Origin of the sequence: Pseudomonas sp. C9 (assembly GCF_002000165.1) — a bacterium.
GTDB lineage: Bacteria > Pseudomonadota > Gammaproteobacteria > Pseudomonadales > Pseudomonadaceae > Aquipseudomonas.
Genome location: NZ_MPAK01000001.1, coordinates 2,273,658 through 2,293,411, shown reverse-complemented (window position 1 = coordinate 2,293,411; position 19,754 = coordinate 2,273,658). Strand labels below are relative to the sequence as shown.

Annotated in this window: 14 protein-coding genes and 1 pseudogene; 12 read left to right on the top strand and 3 right to left on the bottom strand. The window is 58.8% G+C overall.

Translation table 11 applies throughout. The features are described 5' to 3' along the window. Positions 1-270 precede the first annotated feature (270 nt). The 9 genes from BMS17_RS10790 (at position 271) to BMS17_RS10750 (ending at position 13,980) form a co-directional block, all read left to right on the top strand. On the top strand, positions 271-1,203 hold the full coding sequence (locus BMS17_RS10790) for an NAD-dependent epimerase/dehydratase family protein (RefSeq protein WP_046031877.1): 933 nt from the start codon (positions 271-273) through the stop codon (positions 1,201-1,203). Positions 1,204-1,266: 63 nt separating this feature from the next. Continuing rightward, positions 1,267-4,080 carry a bifunctional glycoside hydrolase 114/ polysaccharide deacetylase family protein gene (locus BMS17_RS10785; RefSeq protein ID WP_077430912.1) on the top strand — a complete coding sequence of 938 codons (2,814 nt, stop codon included), beginning with the start codon at positions 1,267-1,269 and terminating at the stop codon, positions 4,078-4,080. Continuing rightward, positions 4,058-7,651 carry a tetratricopeptide repeat protein gene (locus tag BMS17_RS10780; RefSeq protein ID WP_077430911.1) on the top strand — a complete coding sequence of 1,198 codons (3,594 nt, stop codon included), beginning with the start codon at positions 4,058-4,060 and terminating at the stop codon, positions 7,649-7,651. Before BMS17_RS10785 ends, BMS17_RS10780 begins: the two co-directional genes overlap by 23 nt. A 28-nt stretch (positions 7,652-7,679) precedes the next feature. Further along, positions 7,680-8,198, top strand: a complete 519-nt coding sequence (locus BMS17_RS10775; protein ID WP_046031880.1) for a hypothetical protein — start codon at positions 7,680-7,682, stop codon at positions 8,196-8,198. Between the two features lie 5 nt (positions 8,199-8,203). Beyond that, positions 8,204-9,571 carry a PelD GGDEF domain-containing protein gene (locus BMS17_RS10770; protein WP_077430910.1) on the top strand — a complete coding sequence of 456 codons (1,368 nt, stop codon included), beginning with the start codon at positions 8,204-8,206 and terminating at the stop codon, positions 9,569-9,571. Then, positions 9,549-10,538, top strand: a complete 990-nt coding sequence (locus BMS17_RS10765; protein ID WP_046031882.1) for a hypothetical protein — start codon at positions 9,549-9,551, stop codon at positions 10,536-10,538. The genes BMS17_RS10770 and BMS17_RS10765 overlap by 23 nt, the downstream gene beginning before the upstream one ends. Further along, the gene (pelF, locus tag BMS17_RS10760; RefSeq protein ID WP_077430909.1) at positions 10,535-12,049 is read left to right on the top strand and encodes a GT4 family glycosyltransferase PelF; all 1,515 of its coding nucleotides are present in this window, start codon (positions 10,535-10,537) and stop codon (positions 12,047-12,049) included. The genes BMS17_RS10765 and pelF overlap by 4 nt, the downstream gene beginning before the upstream one ends. Further along, complete coding sequence (gene pelG, locus BMS17_RS10755) at positions 12,050-13,420, top strand: exopolysaccharide Pel transporter PelG (protein WP_077430908.1); 1,371 nt, start codon at positions 12,050-12,052, stop codon at positions 13,418-13,420. A 137-nt stretch (positions 13,421-13,557) separates the two neighbouring features. Further along, on the top strand, positions 13,558-13,980 hold the full coding sequence (locus tag BMS17_RS10750) for an organic hydroperoxide resistance protein (protein WP_046031885.1): 423 nt from the start codon (positions 13,558-13,560) through the stop codon (positions 13,978-13,980). A gap of 130 nt (positions 13,981-14,110) precedes the next feature. Here the strand turns inward: BMS17_RS10750 and BMS17_RS10745 are convergent, their stop codons facing one another. From BMS17_RS10745 to BMS17_RS29760, 3 genes and pseudogenes are all read right to left on the bottom strand, one after another. Beyond that, positions 14,111-14,437, bottom strand: coding sequence for a DUF6124 family protein (locus tag BMS17_RS10745; RefSeq protein ID WP_077432177.1), 327 nt, complete (start codon positions 14,435-14,437; stop codon positions 14,111-14,113). Positions 14,438-14,766: 329 nt separating this feature from the next. Continuing rightward, entirely contained in the window at positions 14,767-14,970 is a 204-nt protein-coding gene (locus BMS17_RS10740; protein WP_046031886.1) for a hypothetical protein, read from the bottom strand. A gap of 51 nt (positions 14,971-15,021) precedes the next feature. After that, a pseudogene (locus BMS17_RS29760) lies at positions 15,022-15,096 on the bottom strand (hydrolase); the annotation flags it as partial. Between the two features lie 216 nt (positions 15,097-15,312). Between BMS17_RS29760 and BMS17_RS10735 the strand changes: the two are divergent. The 3 genes from BMS17_RS10735 (at position 15,313) to zorA1 (ending at position 19,749) form a co-directional block, all read left to right on the top strand. After that, a complete protein-coding gene (locus BMS17_RS10735) occupies positions 15,313-15,576 on the top strand; it encodes a hypothetical protein (protein WP_046031887.1) in 264 nt (87 codons plus the stop codon). Between the two features lie 798 nt (positions 15,577-16,374). Further along, positions 16,375-17,202 carry an NUDIX hydrolase gene (locus tag BMS17_RS10730; RefSeq protein ID WP_077430907.1) on the top strand — a complete coding sequence of 276 codons (828 nt, stop codon included), beginning with the start codon at positions 16,375-16,377 and terminating at the stop codon, positions 17,200-17,202. A gap of 354 nt (positions 17,203-17,556) precedes the next feature. Then, positions 17,557-19,749, top strand: a complete 2,193-nt coding sequence (gene zorA1, locus BMS17_RS10725) for a type I Zorya anti-phage system protein ZorA1 (RefSeq protein ID WP_077430906.1) — start codon at positions 17,557-17,559, stop codon at positions 19,747-19,749. The last annotated feature ends 5 nt before the right edge of the window (positions 19,750-19,754 follow it).

The following is a 19,754-nucleotide window of genomic DNA, read 5'->3' as shown; positions in this document are numbered from 1 at the left end:
GGGTGGACTAGCCGTCGCCTATGTGCCCCGCGAAACCGGCGCAGAGCCCCGTTCCAGACGAGTCTGTCGTTCTTTCTTGGCAGTAGCATGACATCTTGAATCTATTAAATGCCGCCAAATTAATGACGTGTTCGACTGCGTTTTTTCATGCCTGATCAGATTAGACAAACTATTGACAGTGCGCTCCTGAACTCCCATTATCGGCCGCGTTTTGGTGGCCTTGCGCCATAAAGTCGGCGGAACCCGCTCTACTGTTCAGGGAGAAATGTGATGTTTGTCGAGCGAATACTGGTGACTGGCGGGGCGGGATTTATTGGTTCGCACCTTGTCGAAGCGTTGCTTGGCAAGGGCTACAAAGTTCGCGTGCTGGATAATCTGTCGACCGGCAAAGTCGATAATTTGCCAATGGACAATGCCCATCTCAACCTGGTCATCGGTGATGCGGCGGATGGCGCTGTCGTTGAGCAGGCCATGCGCGATTGCAGCGCCGTGGTGCACCTGGCGGCAGTGGCTTCAGTGCAAGCCTCGGTGGATGATCCGGTCAGCACGCATCAAAGCAATTTCGTCAGCACCCTCAACGTCTGCGAAAGCATGTCGAGAGCCGGGATCAAGCGTGTGGTGTTTGCCTCCAGCGCGGCCATTTACGGCAATAACGGCGAAGGCACGGCGATCCACGAAGACACGCCAAAATCCCCGCTCACACCCTACGCTGCCGACAAACTGGCCAGCGAGTATTACCTCGATTTCTATCGTCGCGAGCACGGCCTGGAGCCGATGATCTTTCGCTTCTTCAATATTTTCGGGCCACGCCAAGACCCGTCTTCGCCGTACTCCGGCGTGATCAGCATTTTCACCAAACTGGCCATGGCCGAACAGTCGGTGGCGATTTTCGGTGACGGTGGGCAGACCCGCGATTTCGTGTTTGTTAAGGACCTGGTGAGTATTCTCGTCCAGGCCCTGGAAGTGAGCGAACCGAGCCCCGGTGCGGTCAACGTCGGTCTCAGCCGCTCCACCAGTCTCAACGACCTGATCACTGAGTTGGGGAGTGTGGTCGGCACGCCACTGAAGGTGGTTCATCACGCGCCACGACAAGGCGACATTCGCCACTCGCGCGCCAACAACGCTCGCCTGCTCGAGCGTTTCACGCTCCCTGAGCCGACCACCATCGGCAAGGGTTTAGCGCAGCTTATCCGCAGTCTGTAATTCGGCCGAGTCACTCGGCTCGACGTTGACGCGGTATCGATTCAGTCAATTCAAGAGTGCGTTATGGAAATCGTTTTTCGCAGGACGCGTGTCCGCTCGGCCGCTAAACGGCTGCTGGCTGCCATCGCGCTTATCGTGAGTGGCCCGGCAGCCCAGGCTGCTGCCTTGCCACAACCCTCTAGTGTGACGTTTTGGTACGCCGATCAGCCGCCGATCCCGGAGCTCGCACAGTTCGACTGGTCGGTGGTGGAGCCCGGGCACATGACCCAAGGCGACGTCAAAACCCTGCGCGACTTGGGCAGCCAGCCATTCGCCTATCTGTCGATTGGCGAGTTCAGCGGCAACAAGGCCGACATCGAAAAAGCCCACCTCGCCGGCGCGATCAGCCCGGTGCGTAACGGCGCCTGGGACAGTCAGGTGATGAACCTTGCCGCGCCGGCCTGGCGTGAGCATTTGTTCGGTCGCGCCAAGGCGTTGCAGGCCGAGGGCTATGCCGGGTTGTTCCTCGACACCCTCGACAGTTTCCAGTTGCAGCCCGAGGCAGACCGAGAAACACAGCGTCTGGCGCTCGCCAGTTTCCTGCGCGAATTGCACCAGCGCCAGCCAACACTGAAGCTGTTTTTCAATCGTGGTTTTGAAGTGCTGCCCGAGCTTGATGGCGTCGCAGCGGCAGTGGCTGTCGAATCGATTCACGCTGGTTGGGATGCGACCGCCAAGCGTTATCGCCCGGTGCCTGAAGCCGACCGAGCATGGCTGGAAACCCAGATCCAGCCCTTGCGTGCCAAAGGCATCCCGCTGGTGGCGATCGACTACTTGCCGCCGGAGCGTCGCGATGAAGCGCGCAAACTGGCCGCGCGTCTGCGCGAAGAGGGGTTTATTCCCTACATCGGCACGCCTGAACTGGACTCGATGGGCGTCAGCAACATCGAAGTCCAGCCGCGCCGGGTCGCGCTGCTGTACGACCCGCGTGAAGGCGACCTGATTCGCAACGCCGGGCACACTTTGCTCGGTGGCTTGCTCGAATACCTTGGTTATCGCGTGGATTACCTGCCGGTCGACAACACCTTGCCGGAATATCGCTTCAGCGGTTTGTACGCTGGCGTCATTACCTGGATGACCAGCGGCCCGCCGCAGGATGCCCCGGCATTCAACAGCTGGATCGGCAAGCGTCTGGACGAGCAAGTGCCGGTGGTGTTTTTTTCCGGCCTGCCGATTCAAGACCCGCTGCTGCTCAAGCGTCTGGGCTTGAATCGTGCAGCGCCGATCGGCACGCAAGCGTTGAGCATCACCTATCAGGACAAGGCGCTGATTGGAGCGTTCGAAGCACCGGTGCAGCCCCGATCCCGTGACCTGACTGCGATCTCCCTGTTACCCAAAGGTCCAAAAGCCGCGCTGCTGTTGACCGCTGCTGATGGCCAGACCTTTGCGCCGGTGGCGGTGGGCGAGTGGGGTGGTCTGGCCCTCGCGCCGTACATTCTCGAAACCAACAACGAGCGCAGCCGCTGGATTCTCGATCCGTTCGCTTTCCTTCAGGCCAGCTTGCGCCTGCCGGTGCAACCACGTCCGGACACCACCACCGAAAACGGTCGGCGCATCGCTACAGTGCACATCGATGGCGATGGTTTCCCGTCCCGGGCTGAAGTGCGCGGCACGCCGTATGCCGGCAAACAGGTGCTCGACGATTTCATTCGGCCCAATCCGTTTCTGACCTCGGTGTCGGTGATCGAAGGTGAGATTTCACCGCGCGGTATGTTCCCGTTTCTCGCCCGCGAACTGGAACCGATTGCCCGTGATTTGTTCGCCGACCCGAAAGTCGAAGTCGCCACTCACACCTTCAGCCACCCGTTTTTTCTGCAACCTGAACTGGCCAAGAAGCGTGAAAATTTCAACCCTGAATACGGCCTGAAAATGGCCATACCGGGCTACGACAAAATCGATTTTCGCCGCGAGATTTTTGGCTCGCGCGACTACATCAACCAGCACCTCACCACCCCGGAAAAACCGGTGAAGATGGTGTTCTGGCCGGGCGACGCATTGCCGTCTGCCGCCACGATCAAACTGGCGTACGACGCCGGTCTGAAAAACGTCAACGGCGCCGAGACCATGCTGACCAAGGCCAACCCGTCGCTGACCGGTTTGAACCCGCTGCTGCGCCCGACCGAAGGGGGTTTGCAGTACTACGCACCGATCATCAACGAGAACCTCTACACCAATTTGTGGAAGGGACCGTATTACGGTTTCCGCGATGTGATCGACACCTTCGAGCTCACCGACAGCCCACGGCGCTTGCGTGGGCTGCACCTCTATTACCACTTCTATTCGAGCACCAAGCAGGCCTCGATCAAGGCCATGGACGACATCTACGGCTACATGAAGACGCAGCAGCCGATGTCGCTGTGGATGAGCGATTACCTGGATCGTTTGCACGGCTTGTATCAGGTCAGTCTGGCGCGGACCGCCGACGGCGTCTGGCAAATTCGTGGGCTGGACGCACTGCGCACCCTGCGACTGGACCCGCAAATGGGCTGGCCGGACCTGATGCGTTCGCAAGGCGTGGCCGGTGTTCGCGACTTGCCGCAAGGCCGTTACGTGGCCTTGAGCAGCGACCATGCGTTGCTGGTGTTGCGCCCTGATCGGGATGACCGACCGGCACTGGAGGAGGCCAATCTGCCGTTGGTGGACTGGCGCTATGTGGATGAGCACCAGGTGGACTTTTCGTTTGCGGGGCAGGTCGACCTGACCTTCTCCGTACGCTCGGCGGGCACCTGCCGGGTTGAAGTGGATGGACAACGTTTTGCAGGCAAGGCATCTGCCGGCCTGTGGACTTTTCAATTACCAATGAAGCAGGTGAGTCATGGTCAGCTCTTCTGCAACTAACTCCTCAGCAACTAAAAGCAGCCGCCTGCTCAATCCGTGGACATTGGCGGTGGTGGCAGTGGCGGTGGGTGGCATCCTTTGGCTGACGTTCCAGCGCGAAGAAGTGTTCCAGCCCGACGGTCGCGAGCCGGACGCGGTGTCGGCCAATTACGCCGAACTGCTGTTGTCGGCGCACCCGGACGACGATCACTTGCGACTGCAATTGGTCGACCTGTTGATCCGTCTCGGCGACTACACCAAGGCACGCCAGCACCTCGAAAACTGGCCGACACCGATGCCGGAGTTGCAGGCGTATTACCGGCTTGAACTGGACGCACTGGAAGCGGCGAAGGCGCAGGATCCGGTTGCGCAGAAAACCTTGATCGAGCGCTTGCAAAGCTTCGATCACCGGATGCTGCCGCTGCCGCAATTGCAGAACCTGGCCAAGCTTGCCCTGACGTTGCAGGCGCCGGCCTTCGCCGCCAGCGTCTACGAAGAAATTGCCGATCGTGATCCGGCGCAGCGCATCGAGGCGCTCAAGTCCGCCGCGCAGTGGTACCTGGGTGGTGAGCAGCCAGGGCGCGCAGCCGACATTTATCTGCTGCTCAAACAGGACAGCCAGCAAGCCTCAGAGCGTCGTGAATATGCACAACTGGCGTTCAACAGCCTGTTGGCCGCTGGTCGTGGTGACCAGGCGTCGCGTGTGCTCGCCGATGAACTGGATCAGCTCAAGGATCCGCAAACCGACGCACCGTGGCTGGAGCAGGGCGTCGATGTCGCCGTCGGCAGTCAGCGCTTTGATCTGGCGCAGCGCTTCCTTGATCAATGGCGTGTTTTGCAGCCGGACAACCCGCAAATACTCAGGAAAGAATTTGGCATGCGCCTGGCCCTCGGTGACCTGGCCGGTGCCTGGGAGAGCGGTCAACAGCTCGTGGCCGAACACCCGGATGAGCCGGCCTTGCTGGAACAAATGGCGCACCTGGGTGAATGGCGTGGTGATGGTCAGGCGGCGCTGGCCTACTGGATTCGCGTGCTGGCATTGCACGAAGACCCGCAAACACGCGAGCACGCCTGGCGTCTGGCGAGTCAGCAGTTTGACTTTGATCAAGCCATCCCGTTGCTTGCCCAGATCATGGAGCAGCGTGCGCTGACCGACGTCGAACTCGATGCGTTGATCTACGGTCACGAATCGCGCGGTACACCGACGCAAGCCGAAGCGTGGTTGCGCGCTTACCTGAAAAAGTACCCGGCGCATCGTCTGGCCTGGACGCGGCTGGTGCAAAACCTGGAGAACACCGGGCAGTACGCGCATAAGGCCGAGGTCTACCAGACTTACTCCAAACGTTTTGCACTGACCACTGCCGAGCGTGTCGATTGGGCCAACACCTACCTGAAGCTGTTCGACAATCAGTCGGCGTGGGGCGTGATGCAGGTCGATAACCGCAAGATCGCCGATGAGGAATATTGGCGCCTGCGCTCGGCGCTGGCCTGGGATCTGGAACTCGACAACGAGTTGCAGGTGTCGCTGGAAAAACTGCTCACGCTGCGAGGCTCGCTCAACAGTGGCGACGAAAGTCAGCTGATCACGATGTACCGCACCAGCAATCCCCAGCGTGCGCTGACCATGATGGTCGGCAGTTGGAATCGTCTGCAAGACCCGCAGCGTCTGGTCGAAGCCTTGCAGCAAGCCCAGGATTTGCAGGACTGGCCGCAAGTGGCCGCGTTGCTCAAGAGCGCCGAGCAAAACCCGGACGCCTACGAGCAGGCTCAGGTACTGTCGATTCGGGGCGCCTTGGCGGTGCAGCAAGGGCAGCCCGAAGAAGCGCAGCGCTTGTACTTGTTGGGCTTGTCGCGTTACCCGGATGACAACCAGTTCCGCGAGCGCCTGATGTGGCTCTACATCGATCAGGGCAACACAACGGCTCTGAAACCGCTGCTGACCGAGTGGCGCAAGCAGGCGCGGGAAGACCGGATTCTGTGGTTGCCGTTCGCCAGTGCCAGCCAGTTGCTCGGTCGTGAAAGCGAGGCCCTGGCCTGGTATCGCCTGTACCTCAAGACCAGCCCGCAGGATTGGCTGGTGCGCGCAGCCTATGCCGATGCGTTGGAAAGCGCCGGTTATACGGACGCAGCTCAACGCTTGCGTCTGAAGTTACTGCGCAGCCCCGAGGGTGAAGAAATCAAGCCGTCGTCCCAGCGTTACGCGGTCTGGTTGCGCCTGATGGCCAGCAGTTATTCGCCCGGCAAGGCGTCGCAGGAAGTGTCGCAGTGGAAAGACGGCTCGCCGGCGATGCTGCAATTGTGGTTCGAACGGTTGCTGGCGCGTCTCGACGCGACCAACCAGGAATCGCAGAAAGACCAATGGCTGGATTGGGCGCGCAGCCAGGGCTTGAAGGTCGAGCGTTATGAGCAGATTCAGCAGGCCTTGCGCAGCCGCAACAAGCAGCACGTCGAAACGCTGTTGGCCAGCAACGACCTGAACCCGGCGCAACGCGCGCAGGCCCTCAGTCGTCTCGGCCGTTTCGGCGAGGCCCTGGACCTCAGCCAGTCCGCACTGGGTGACGATCAACCGGCCGCCGTGCGCGAGCAACTGCGTCGCCAGGCAGTGGAACTCCAGGAGCTCACCCCGCAAGGCGCGCTGCTGTCCTGGCATCAACAGGATTTCGGCGGCCTGGAAATCAACGGCCCGCGCTTGCAGGTCGGACACAACATTGGCGATCAGTGGTACGCCAACGTTGAGCTGGAGCAGGGCACGTACAACAGCGATCAGTTGATTGAATCGCGCATGGGCGATGAGAACAACGCCGGCCTGACCTTGCAGCGTTTCGTCGAGGACGGCAGCTACAAACTGTTCGCCGACACCAGCCAGCGCAAGGACGACGACCGCAATGGCCTGGGCCTGTCCCGGACCTGGCAGTTGGGCGCCAGTGATCAAATCGAGAGCGGCCTGGACTGGCATCGCAAAAGCGAAGACAGCGGTTTGATGCGCGCTTTCGGTCAGCACGACAGCGTATGGCTCGGCGGTCGTCACGGGTTGTCGGCGCGAGACCAGCTCAGTTGGGAAGTGGCACAGAAATCGTTCTCCACCCGTGAAGGCGATTCCCTGGGCAACGGCCAGGCACTGAAGATGGAATACAACCACACGCTGGAATTCGCCGGACCTAACTGGACCCTGCGCAGCGGCGTCGATTACCAGCACAACAACGTGGATGACCGCACGCTCAATGACTTGTCCAGCGCCAACGGCGGCCCGGTGAAAAACGTTGATAACTCGGATGATCCCTCAGTCGTCACGGCCAGCGATCTGCTGCAAAGCCGCTACGGCCAACTGTATGTCGGCAGCTCCTGGCGTCGCGGTTTGCCGGGCGCATTGGTGCGCACCCGCCCGCAATACACCTGGCTGGTGGACGTGACGGCGGGCTGGCAATGGTTCGATCAAACCTTCAACTACGGCATCAACACCGGGATCGGCGTCGAAGTGCTGGGCAATGACGAATTGGCCCTGACCTTCGGTTACCAATCTGCGCCACAGGGCGGGGATGGTCAGGCGGGCGGAACACTGGGTGTGAGCTACGGCGTGCGTTTCGGACGCTGATCATCAACTGTTTACAGGAGTAATACCGATGCAAGCAATTCGTAATCTGAGCCTGGCTCTGGCCGTCCTGTTCGTCGCCGGTTGCGCCAGTTTCACCGGCGACACCAGCCCCAATCTGCCGCGTAACGCGAAGTGGGGCGTGGTGCCGATGGTCAACTATTCGCAGACCCCGCAGGCCGGCGAGCGCAGTGAGCAAATTCTGCTCAGCGTGCTCAGCAGCCACGGTCTGCAACCCCGGGTTTACCCGGTCAGCACCCAAGGCGAACAAGCCCTGATGGATGACACCGAACGCCTGGCCGGCGCGCTCGATTGGGCACGCGATCAGAAGCTCGATTACGTCCTGTCCGGCAGCGTTGAAGAGTGGCAGTACAAGAACGGTCTGGACGGCGAGCCAGCGGTGGGCATCAGCCTGCGCGTGCTCGAAGCCAGCAGCGGTCGTGTGCTTTGGAGCAAAAGCGGCGCCCGCGCCGGCTGGTCCCGTGAAAGCCTGGCCGGCACCGCGCAAACGGTGCTCGACACACTTGTTGGCGCCCTCAAGTTCGAGTGAATGCAATGAATTCTCCCCATATGGATTACAGCCTCGCGCCGCGTGCCAGCGGCCCGGTGTCTTGGCTGGAAACGCTGTTGGTGACCGGTGCGGCCATCGGCCTGGGCTTGTGGCTGACCCCGCAAGACCCGTTGCAAATGCACAGCGGTTTCCCCTGGCCGGTGCTGGCGCCGTTGCTGCTGGGTGTGCGTTACGGTTTTGTGCGCGGCCTGGTCAGCGCCAGTCTGCTGGTGATGGCGCTGTTCGCCCTGCGCTACGTCGGGCATGAAGGCTACAAAGAGCTGGATCCGTCGTTCATTGTTGGCGTGCTGGTCAGCGGCATGCTGGTGGGCGAGGTGCGCGATCTGTGGGAGCGGCGATTGCAGCGCCTGCAGATGGCCAACGATTACCGTCAGTATCGCCTCGATGAATTCACCCGGGCACACCAGATTCTGCGGGTCTCTCACGACCTGCTGGAACAGCGCGTGGCCGGCAGCGATCAGAGTTTGCGCAGTTCCCTGCTGGGCTTGCGCGACAAGCTGCGGGTGATGCCGAACGAAGGTGATGCGCTGCTCGCGCTGGCCGATCCGATCGTGACCATGCTCGGCCAGTACGGTGCGTTGCGCGTGGCCGGTTTGTACCGCGTCGACGAGCGTGAAGAAAATGTGTTGCCCGAAGCCTTGGCGACCATCGGCGTCATGGGGCCGTTGGGCACCGAGGACGGTCTGGTCAAGCTGTGCCTGGAGCGCGGTGAACTGGTCAGCGTGCGTCAGGAGCTGATCGATGCCGGCAGCTCGGCGCAATTCTCGTCGCTACAGGCGTGCATTCCGCTGATCGATGCCGAAGGTCGACTGCTGGCGATTCTGGCCGTGCGGCAGATGCCGTTCTTCGCCTTCCAGGATCGCACCCTGAGCCTGCTGGCGTTGCTCGCCGGGCACATCGCCGACCTGTTGCGCCGCGACCCGCAAGTCTTGCAATTGGCCGACGCCGACGCGCAGCAGTTCACGTTGCAACTCAAGCGATCGCTGGTGGATGTCGAGCAGCATCAACTGGCGGCCGGGCTGTTTGCCTTCGAAATCACTCGTCACAACGATGAGCTGACGCGTCTGCTTGAACGTAGTCAGCGCGGCCTCGATCTGCATTTGTCGCTGCGTAACAACCTCGATCATCAATTGCTGCTGGTGCTGCTGCCGTTGACCAGCCCGCAAGGTACTGAAGGCTATCTGGCTCGGATCAACCTGATGCTGCACGAGCACTTTGGCGTCGAAAGTAGCCTGGAAAGCCTTGGCGTACGCGTGCTGACGTTCAACCTGGAGCCTGGCTGCGAACGCAACGGGCTGCGTAATTTCCTGTTCAACGAGTGTGGCCTGAATGATCAGCAAGTGGCTGTTTAGCGGAGCCTTGTTGTTAGAGGCGGGCAGTTGGGCCAGTTTGTGGCTCGCGGCGCCCGAGTTACAACAATTGCTGGTGTTCACCCTCAGCCACGGTCTGGCCTGCGTGATGCTGTGCGCGGCGGTGTGGCTTTTGCTGCCGGCGCGTTACCGTTCGCCGTTGCCGTGGAGCCCGCTGTTCATCTTCAGCCTGGCGTTTTTTGTGCCGGTGCTGGGGGCGGTGGGCGTGGTCGCGGCGATTTTCCCGGCGCTGTACCTGCCGCGCAAACGCGATAAGCAGGCCTGGAAAGCCGTGGGTATTCCGAGCCTGCCGTACCGCGCGCAGTTGCAACTGCATAAGCCGATCTTCGCCGATGGCGGTTTGCAGGACGTGTTGCGTCATGCGCCCGATCCGGATCAGCGTCTGGCCGCGTTGCTGGCCACCCGGCGCATGCCCGGCAAAGAAGCCGTGCCGATCCTCAAACTGGCGCTCGCCGACCCGAGTGACGATGTGCGACTGCTGGCGTATTCGATGCTCGACAAGCAGGAAAGCGACATCAACCTGCACATCCAGATCGCGCTCGGCGAACTGGCCGACGCCAATGCCAAAGCGGCGGGTTCGCTGCACGGCAGGTTGGCGCGCTGGTACTGGGAACTTGCGTATCTGGGGCTGGCGCAAGGCAGTGTGCTCGAACACGTGCTGACCCAAGCGGGTGAGCACGCCGAGCTTGGCCTCGCCGCCGGCGAGGGCGGAGAGCTGTTTCTGCTGGCCGGACGCATCGCCCTGGAACGTGGCGATATCGAGCGCGCCGAAGTGCTGCTCCGTCAGGCCCAGGAGAACGGGATGGGCGCGGCGCAGGTGCTGCCCTTTCACGCCGAGCTGGCATTCGAGGCCGGTCGCTATCACGAAATTCCCGGATTGCTGGCGCGCCTTCCCGAGGAAACCCGTCAGCGTCCGCCGTTCGCCGCATTGGTCAGGAGCTGGACATGACTCAAAAGGAACAGGCACCCGTTGCCGACATTTGCCTGCTGCTCGAAGGCACCTGGCCTTATGTGCGCGGCGGCGTTTCCAGCTGGATTCACCAGATGATTCTGGGGCTGCCGGAGCTGACCTTCTCGGTGATGTTCATCGGTGGACAGCGTCAGGCGTATTCGGCGCGACGCTACGAAGTGCCGGCGAACGTGCTGCACATTGAAGAGGTGTTTCTCGAAGATGCGACGCATCCGACCGACACCCTTGGCGATCCGCGAGAGGCCGACGAGCAGCAATTGCAGGATTTGTATCGTTTCCTGCATCACCCGGATGCGCCAGAAGCGGAGCTGGGTGAACGCTTGCTCGACTGCATCGCACAGGGCCGCTTGACCCTCGACGACGTCTTGCGCAGCCGCGCCAGTTGGTCGGCATTGAGCGAAGGCTACCGTCAGCATTGCGCCGACCCTTCTTTCGTCAATTATTTCTGGACCCTGCGCTCGATGCAGTCGCCCCTGCTGATGCTCGCCGAAGCCTCGCGCCGGATGCCGAAAGCGCGGGTGCTGCACTCGATTTCCACCGGCTATGCGGGCTTTCTGGGGTGCATCCTCAAGCAGCGCTGGAACTGCACCTATTTGCTCAGCGAACACGGCATCTACACCAAGGAACGCAAGATCGACCTGGCGCAGGCCAGCTGGATCGCCGAGAGCTCCGGTCAGGCGTTGAACCGCAGTCTCGACGCCGGTTCGGGGTACATCCGCACGTTGTGGGTGCGGTTTTTCGAGCGCATCGGTCAGCTGACTTACAACAGCGCCGACAACATCATCGCGCTCTATGACGGTAATCGTCAGCGGCAAATCAAGGACGGCGCCATCGGGGCCCGCACGCAGGTGATTCCCAATGGTATCGACCTGCCGGTCTGGACGGCCGCGCTGGAATCCCGTGCGCAGGGTATTGCACCGGTGGTGGGGCTGATCGGGCGAGTAGTGCCGATCAAAGACGTAAAAACCTTTCTGCGGGCGATGCGTGGCGTGATCAGCGCCATGCCGCAGGCCGAAGGCTGGATCGTCGGCCCGGAAGAGGAAGACCCGGAATACGTCAGCGAATGCCGCAGCCTGATGGCCAGTCTCGGGCTGGAAGGCAAAGTGCATTTTCTCGGCTTCCAGCGCATTCAGGACATCCTGCCCAAACTCGGCCTGATGGTGCTGACCTCGATCAGTGAGGCGCAACCGCTGGTGATCCTCGAAGCCTGGGCCGCCGGTACACCGGTGGTCAGCAGCGACGTGGGTTCGTGCCGCGAGTTGATCGAAGGCGGCAGCGCCGAAGACCGTGACCTCGGACACGCGGGCAAAGTGGTGGCCATCGCCGACCCGCAAGCCACCTGCGCGGCGATCCTCGAACTGCTGCGCAGCCCGCAACGCTGGGAGGCCGCGCAGGCCAGCGGCTTGTTGCGGGTTACTCGTTACTACACCGAAGCCTTGATGCTGCAGCGTTATCGCGACTTGTATCAAGCTGCCATGGAGAACAGTTAAATGGCCGGGATTGGCTTCGAACTGCGAAAAATCCTTTCGCGTGACTCCTACACCGCCACCTTGCACGCCTATGTGTACGCCGGCCTGATCAGCTCCGGCCCGTGGGTGTTGTCGATCATCAGCGTGATGTTGGTGGGGATCATCAGTCTCGGCTTGTTGCTGCCCAACGCATTGGTCGGGCAGTTTCTGGTGACGGTGACGTACCTGATGGCCAGCTCGTTGATCCTCACGGGCGGCTTGCAGCTGTTCTTCACCCGGTTTGTGTCCGACCGCTTGTTTGAACACAAGTACGATCAGATTCTGCCCAACCTGCTGGGCGTGTTGTTGCTGGTGACGCTGGGCGCCGGGCTGCTGGGGATTGTCGTGCTGGGCTTGCTGTTCGACCAGCCGCTGATTTACCGCGTGTTGGTCCTGGCCAACTTTGTGGTGCTGTGCAACTTGTGGCTGGTGATCATTTTTCTCTCGGGGATGAAGGCCTATAACCGCATTCTGCTGGTGATGCTGGTGGGGTACTCGCTGATGGTCGCGAGTGCTTACGCACTCAGCTTTCTGCAAATGCCGGGCTTGTTGCTGGCGCTGTTGATCGGGCACAGCACGCTGCTGTTCCTGTTCCTCTACGACATCCTGCGCGAGTACCGCGCCGAGAAACTGATCGCCTTCGATTTCCTCGCACGGCGCAACGTTTTCCTCAGCCTGCTGGCCACCGGTTTCTTCTACAACCTGGGCATCTGGATCGACAAATTCATGTTCTGGTTCAACCCCGGCACCTCCAGCGCAATTGTCGGCCCGCTGCGCGCTTCGATCCTGTACGACTTGCCGATCTTCCTCGCATACCTGGCGATCATCCCCGGCATGGCGGTGTTTCTGGTGCGCATCGAGACCGATTTCGCCGAGTGGTACGACCGACTTTTTCGGGCGATCCGCGAAGGTGAAACGCTGCAGCACATCGGTCAGCTGAAAACCGAAATGACCTTGTCGATCCGTCAGGGCCTGGTGGAAATCTGCAAGGTGCAGGGGCTGACGGCGGTGCTGTTGTTCCTGTTCGCACCGCGCTTGCTGGAGTGGCTGGGCATTTCCAGTTATTACCTGCCGCTGTTCTACATCGACTTGATCGGTGTGAGCATCCAGGTGGTGTTCATGGCCTTGCTCAACGTGTTCTTCTACTTGGACAAACGCACCGTGGTGCTGGAGTTGTGCGTGCTGTTCGCGGTGTTGAACGCCATGTTGACCCTGTTCAGCATGTACCTGGGGCCAAGCTTCTTCGGTTATGGCTTTACCTTGTCGTTGCTGATTTGTGTATTGCTGGGTTTACACAGGTTGACCACTGCACTGGAAGATCTGGAGTACGACACGTTTATGTTGTCGCGCTGACGGATTATTCAGGCACAAAAAAGGCACTGGCGATGATCGCCCAGTGCCTTTTTTTTCATCCGACCAACGTCACCTGTGAACAGGGATTGCACTGCTAGGCTTGCCTACTCTGTCGCTTCCCTTCAGGAGTCACGGCCATGAGTACTGCACTGGAAACCGTTCTGTACACCGCAAAAACCCACACCGTCGGCGGCCGCACCGGCACTGGCAAATCCAGCGACGGCGAGCTGGACGTCACCTTCAGCTCCCCCGGCTCGGGTAAGCCCGGCACCAACCCGGAGCAACTGTTTGCACTGGGTTATTCAGCCTGTTTCATCGGCGCGATACAGGTGGCAGCGGGCAAGATGAAAATCAAATTGCCAGAAGATACCTCGGTGGATGCAGAGGTGGATCTGGGTAAAACCAGTGCCGGGGACTTTCAGTTGGCGGTCCGGCTGAACGTCAACATTCCCGGGCTGGAGGCGGGGGTGAAGCGTGAACTGGCTGAGGCGGCGCATCAGATGTGCCCGTACTCGCGGATGACCCGTGGGCATGTTGAGGTGGAGTTGAAGGTGGTTTAGGTGTGATGAAGAAATTTCAGTCATACACCTGACCCATGTGGGAGCGGGCTTGCCCGCGATGACAATGGTTCATTCAATATGGATATCGAATGACACACCGCCATCGTGAGCAGCTCACTCCCACAGGGGACTAGCAGTGTGGTGATTTTGGCAACTCAACGTTATCCAGCATCCGGTTCACCGCCAGTTCCGCCAGCATCACAATCTGCTGAATCGCCATCGCCATCGCCATCGCCATCGCCGTGTGCCGATGCGGCCCTTCCAGATACCCCGCAAAATTACTCGTCATCACACTCGCCGAAGCCAATGACTCACAGGCATGCGCCAACAGGTCTTCGTCGTTGATATCCGGCGAAACGAAAAACATCGTGCTGGGTTTGCGGGATGCGGGGGATTTGAGGATGGAGCAGGGGGGCGCGTCGTCCGCAGTAGGCGGATTTGGGGTTACTTTAATCATGGCAAATATCGTCCGTTGAGTCATAGGCGCTGCCACTGCTCCGATTCCACTCGAATGGGTGGCAACTGTGCGCGGGGTGGAATAACCGAGATAAACGGACAAAACCCGGCAGGCCCGAAGGCCTCCCACGCACAGCCGCCATAACTTAAAACTGCGGCTGAAAAAGCGCCGCAGTATGCCATGGGGGCAAGTTTGTTTATCTCGGGATTCCACACCCGATCGCTGATGCGCAGCGACCGACAAAGCCTATCCACTCCACTTCCCACCCTACAACCGTCAAAACCTGTCGGAAATCTCTCCAAAAACCCCGGCGTCTGTAGGACCTGAAACTAATTCGAAGCCCCGACCCCAAACTTCAACCCACCCCAATTCCAATCCTTCGACTGCTTCGTATAACAGCCCGGCTGATTGGCCGGCTCGGCATCACAGGCAATCCGCCCGTTCTTGTTGGTGTCCGTGGTGCGGTCGTTGTAGTACGCGCAACCAGACGTCAGGGAGAGGGTTAACGCGACAAGCAGCATTTTGAATTTCATGGCGGCTTCCTTGCGAATAGAACGCCAGCATAGGCCCGATTGTGTTGGGCTGCCCAGCCTGCCGGTTCGATCCAGTGATGAGCCCACGGTCAAATCCGTAATCAACGTTGGCTGTAACCCCGCATCTTGGGGTTTTCATAGAACAAACTGAGTCGTTACCGATGTCCATCTTGCAATCATGCAGATAACAGCCTTGCGCCACTGCCTGTCTGTCCATATCGTCAGATTTCACATACCGCAAAGTGCTTTGAGAGTTGTGAGCGCACGCTGTAACACACGTTTTCGCTGAGTTCTTCGGTGAGCAAACGAAGCGACTGAGCGATAAAAAATGGGAGAAAAATCATGATTCGCAAGCACTACTTGAAAGCCTTGGCGACGCTGCTCATCGCCGCCGGCGTGCAGTGGGTGACGCTACCCGCCTACGCGACCGAGCAGGGTGAACAACGGCGTGATGCTCGCGATACCAGGCAGGAAGGGCGTTCCGATGCCCGGCAAACCAAGGATGAGTGTAGAAAGGGCAATGACAAGAGCAACGTAGAGTGTCGCCAGGACAAGCGCAGTACCAAGCAAGATACCCGTCGCACAGCTCGGGACATCAAGTACTGATCGTGAACGTGGTCTGCCAGTGGGTCAATCGCTCCACGCGTCGGTCAAGCGATCAGGGATTTCGAGCGGTCGGCAGAGTGCCGGAGAGGATGCCGCTGATAAGTCGCCGATGTGGGCGTGAGTCGACAGGACGCCACAACAATCCTCCGCAATTTTCCAAACCCCAGATGCAACAAAACCCGCACTTGGCGGGTTTTGTCTTGCTTCGTATTTGGTGGGCCGGGGTAATCTGAATTGATTCTGTATCGTATTGATTTTTATTGATTATTTTCGGTTAGATTTTCTATTGGAATACCTTATGGAATACCATTCGCGAATCTTCTTAAATTCCTGCCTTTACGTCGACCAAAGCTCAATTCCACAGCTGTACTTCGGATTTCGCCTTTGAGCGGAACCAACGGCTACTGATAGCGATTGCTGGCGCTTGGTTCATTCCTTCACTCGCTCTGGCGAGTCGGCGCGTGCCTTATTGCTGTCGCGTACGGCAAATGCGCTCGTGCTCCAACTCCTCAACCCAATCCTCGCCATCGGGAGACGCCTCGGCGTAAGCGAGCCTACGATTCTGACGCAGAGTCGTCAGGGACGCCTGCTTGAATTGTTTACCTGTGCGCACGTCCAGCCTTGGCGACGGCGGCTCAGGGGCTTAATGTGCGCGGAAATTCGCAAACACGGGGCTGACCGTAGCTCAATGAAGGGCTGGAACTTGGATGTAAAAAGTGCTCTGGGCGATTGATGCCAATGCGACATAGAAGGATCCAGCAAATTGTATGAAACCTTCAAAGAACTCGAGGAGCAATCATGACATGGGTCATCCCTGAGGCCACCGCTTACGGTGGCATCCTCTTGAACTCCGGTGGTCAGGTTCTCCTGCGCGAGCCAGCCAATCATTACGATGGGTATGTCTGGACATTCGCCAAAACGCGGCCCCAGGGCGATGAGACTCCGGAGCATACTGCTCGTCGCGGAGTGCGAGGGGAAATTGGGCACGATGCAAAGGTCGTTGGCGTGCTACCAGGTGTCTATAAGGGTGGGACCACGACCAACGCATATTTCTTGATGATTTCCGACCATGGGCATGGTTCGGCCAGTCAAGAGACCCAAAGCATTCGCTGGGCAAGCTACGAAGAAGCACGGGTGTTGATAAAAATGACCACCAACCACGTAGGCCGGCAGCGTGACCTGCAGATACTCGAGGCCACTCAGCGGTGGCTGGAGGTCAATTACAAAGGTGTGATTGCGTTTGAGCAAAGAGGCTCAAGCGGGTGGGCCATCAAAGGAGACTGGATGACCGAGGAAATGCCGGACCGTTTTGTGACCTTGCCCTTGGATTTCTATCTTGGGCCTAAGGACGCTGAGGCGATCCGCAAAGGTTACATTCCGTCTGCAATGGAAGAGAAATGGTTTAGCTATTTTGTGGACAACAAGCTTTACCAGCACCGGAGCTGGACAGGCTTCTTGATTGATAGCATCAGTTTTGTCGAGGAACGGGGGGGATTGCGCGCGGTGCAGGCGGATGTGAATAGGCAGCGCGAGCAGTACTCACAAGCAGACGATGCAGAAGATGTCGCTCGGATTGAACTGATGGTTCGCAAATTGGCTGAGCAGAATCAAAGTTTTCGACACTGATCAAATCGCAGAGGGGCTGGAGGGGATTTGTACAGTAGTCGAAGAGCACACACCGATAAGCCTATCGGATCTCTCAGATCAGGGATCCATTGATCGCGTCCAGCTTTACGATGATCAAGGCTCAGGCTAAGGTGCTGGCATAAGGACATTATTTTATAACATTCGTCCACGGAAGGTTTCTGATTAGCCGTAGTGAAACTACCGCCCTTCCTTTCCGAATTTGTTGTGCCCTGAAAAACGCGTGCCGAGCAAGGTGTTGTCATCGATCGCCAGCGGGATTGGCTATTGACGCATCAATGTGGGTTTCGCAGGCGTCTTGAACATCAAAAAATTGCTTAATTGAAGGCGGAAAGTATGGATTTTTCGACGCTGTTGCATCTATGGGGTGCAGCAAGCTCCGAGCAGCTGATCGCGCCAATAACGGTAGTTGGCTTCGTTTTCATTTTGTGCGCTTGGTACTTTGTCCGTTATTTTTGTCCATCCTTCAAACTTAGCAGTCAGCTGAAAAAACTGACTAAACGTGTGCACGGTGTGAAAGCGCTCGCCCCGTCTCAACGGCGCTCTGAATTGGAGCAACTGTTCAATGGAAGCAAGCTGGAGCACTCCTGGCACGAATACGCTGAAACGCTGCACGACCAGTTTGAGTTTCAAGAAGGCGAACAGGTTCTTGTCCGGTCGCGCGCCACCGCCGGAGCCGCGCATTTTTTCTCACCTCAAAGCGTGGTTGATACCCCGCTGGGAACCGAGTTTTATAAACACCTGCCTGGTATTTTGACCGGCATCGGTATTGTCGGAACCTTCTTCGGCTTGATGCTAGGCCTACAGCATTTTGATCCAAGCACCCCTGAGCAGGTAAATGCCAGCGTCGATAAGCTGCTCAAGGACGTGTTGTTTGCGTTCATCGGCTCCTTTATTTCAATCATGGCCTCTATAGCCGTCACGATTACTGAAAAGTGGCGTCTGGGCCAATGCTACAGGCTCCTTGAAGCGTTCAACGAAACCATCGACGGGCTTTTCGACAGCGGTGTCGGTGAGGAATATCTAGCGGAGCTTGTGCGCTCGAGTGCTGAAAGCTCCGTGCAAACCCGTCAGCTCAAGGACAGCCTGGTAACCGATCTGCGGGAAATGCTGCAGAACCTCGTTGATACCCAAGTCCGCGAAAGCCTCAAATTAGCGGATACCTTGTCAACGACTTACCGTGACTCTGGGCAATTGTTGGCCGATCAGGTAAGCAGTGCGATTGAGGACAGTCTCAAATCCCCCCTTGAAGCTATCGCGGGTGCGGTTCAGGCCGCCAGTGGCGATCAGTCAGGGCAAGTACAGAACCTTCTTCAGGATGTTCTAGTTGCCTTCATGAACAAGCTGGAAGGTACGTTCGGCCAACAGTTCAACGGTCTACACGAACTGATGGGTCAGTCCGTTGCCGCCATGCAGTCGATGCAGCAGGGCTTTTCGACGCTGATCCAAGATATGCGTTCGGCTAGCGAGTCATCGACTCAAAACAGCTCGACCATGATTGCCCAGTTACTCTCCGATATGCAGGCCGGACAGAACGCCATGCAAGTGGGGATGAACGAGATGCTCGCGAATCTCCAGGCTTCGGTTGCCCGTATCGGCAACGAAGGGGAGGGGGCAGGTGCTCGAATGGCCGAGCAGTTGGAGAAGTTGTTTGCTCAAAGCGAGGCTCGCCAACAGGCAATGGCTGAGAATCTCCAGGCTTTTGTTGAGTCGATCAAGCAGAACATCGGGCAAGGTCAACAGGAAACCATGGCGAAAATTGCGGGTTCCGTTGAGGTGCTGGGTGAGCAACTCTCGGCAGTCTTCAAGCAACTGGAGCACGGCCAGCAGCAGATGGATCAAACCACCCGCGCTGCACAGGCTGACCTGCATAAAGGCACCCGCGACCTGGTGGGCGGCCTTGACGAACAGGTCAAGGCGTTGCTGCAAACAGTGTCAGAGCAACAGAAGTCTGCACAGGACACCGTTAAGGCATTGAGTGCCCAAACAGAGCAGCATTTGCAGAGCATGCAGCTAGGGGCAGACAAGATGCGGGCGGCGGCTGAGCGGTTTGAAACGGCCGGACAAAGCGTTGCGCGAGCCAGTGAGTCGACTGCGGGGCTGATGGGCACAGTTCAGGGCGCAGGTACTGAGCTTGCACAGGCATCACGTGAGTTGAACACCGTGGTCGCGGATTATCGAAACAATCGTGAAGCGCTGGCGAAAACTCTCGCGGTCATCGAAGGGGTTGTCGCAAGTGCACAAGGGGAGGCCAGCGGCCGCAGCCAATATCTCCAGGACCTGAAGGTTCAAAGCGAGCGGATGCAGGCGCTTAACCGTGAAGTGTATGAGTACCTGGAAAACATCAGTGGTGTGCTGGGTAACGGCTTCAAAGAGTTCGGTGATGGTATGGATCGGGTATTGAGACAAACCCTGGGTAGTCTGGATGCCGAGCTCGATAAAGCAGTCAAGAGCCTCGCTGGCGGTGTAGAAGGGGTCAAGGAAAGTCTCGAAGACTTCGGCGACATCATGGAACGAATCAGGCAGTAACGGAG

What these genes read in the sequence shown, in the direction of transcription:
- pelF (WP_077430909.1), top strand. Translation starts at nt 10,535, where the DNA reads ATGACTCAAAAGGAACAGGCACCCGTTGCCGACATTTGCCTGCTGCTC.
- pelG (WP_077430908.1), top strand. Translation starts at nt 12,050, where the DNA reads ATGGCCGGGATTGGCTTCGAACTGCGAAAAATCCTTTCGCGTGACTCC.
- BMS17_RS10740 (WP_046031886.1), bottom strand. Translation starts at nt 14,970, where the DNA reads ATGAAATTCAAAATGCTGCTTGTCGCGTTAACCCTCTCCCTGACGTCT.
- zorA1 (WP_077430906.1), top strand. Translation starts at nt 17,557, where the DNA reads ATGGATTTTTCGACGCTGTTGCATCTATGGGGTGCAGCAAGCTCCGAG.
- BMS17_RS10770 (WP_077430910.1), top strand. Translation starts at nt 8,204, where the DNA reads ATGAATTCTCCCCATATGGATTACAGCCTCGCGCCGCGTGCCAGCGGC.
- BMS17_RS10750 (WP_046031885.1), top strand. Translation starts at nt 13,558, where the DNA reads ATGAGTACTGCACTGGAAACCGTTCTGTACACCGCAAAAACCCACACC.
- BMS17_RS10765 (WP_046031882.1), top strand. Translation starts at nt 9,549, where the DNA reads ATGATCAGCAAGTGGCTGTTTAGCGGAGCCTTGTTGTTAGAGGCGGGC.
- BMS17_RS10790 (WP_046031877.1), top strand. Translation starts at nt 271, where the DNA reads ATGTTTGTCGAGCGAATACTGGTGACTGGCGGGGCGGGATTTATTGGT.
- BMS17_RS10745 (WP_077432177.1), bottom strand. Translation starts at nt 14,437, where the DNA reads ATGATTAAAGTAACCCCAAATCCGCCTACTGCGGACGACGCGCCCCCC.
- BMS17_RS10785 (WP_077430912.1), top strand. Translation starts at nt 1,267, where the DNA reads ATGGAAATCGTTTTTCGCAGGACGCGTGTCCGCTCGGCCGCTAAACGG.
- BMS17_RS10775 (WP_046031880.1), top strand. Translation starts at nt 7,680, where the DNA reads ATGCAAGCAATTCGTAATCTGAGCCTGGCTCTGGCCGTCCTGTTCGTC.
- BMS17_RS10735 (WP_046031887.1), top strand. Translation starts at nt 15,313, where the DNA reads ATGATTCGCAAGCACTACTTGAAAGCCTTGGCGACGCTGCTCATCGCC.
- BMS17_RS10730 (WP_077430907.1), top strand. Translation starts at nt 16,375, where the DNA reads ATGACATGGGTCATCCCTGAGGCCACCGCTTACGGTGGCATCCTCTTG.
- BMS17_RS10780 (WP_077430911.1), top strand. Translation starts at nt 4,058, where the DNA reads ATGGTCAGCTCTTCTGCAACTAACTCCTCAGCAACTAAAAGCAGCCGC.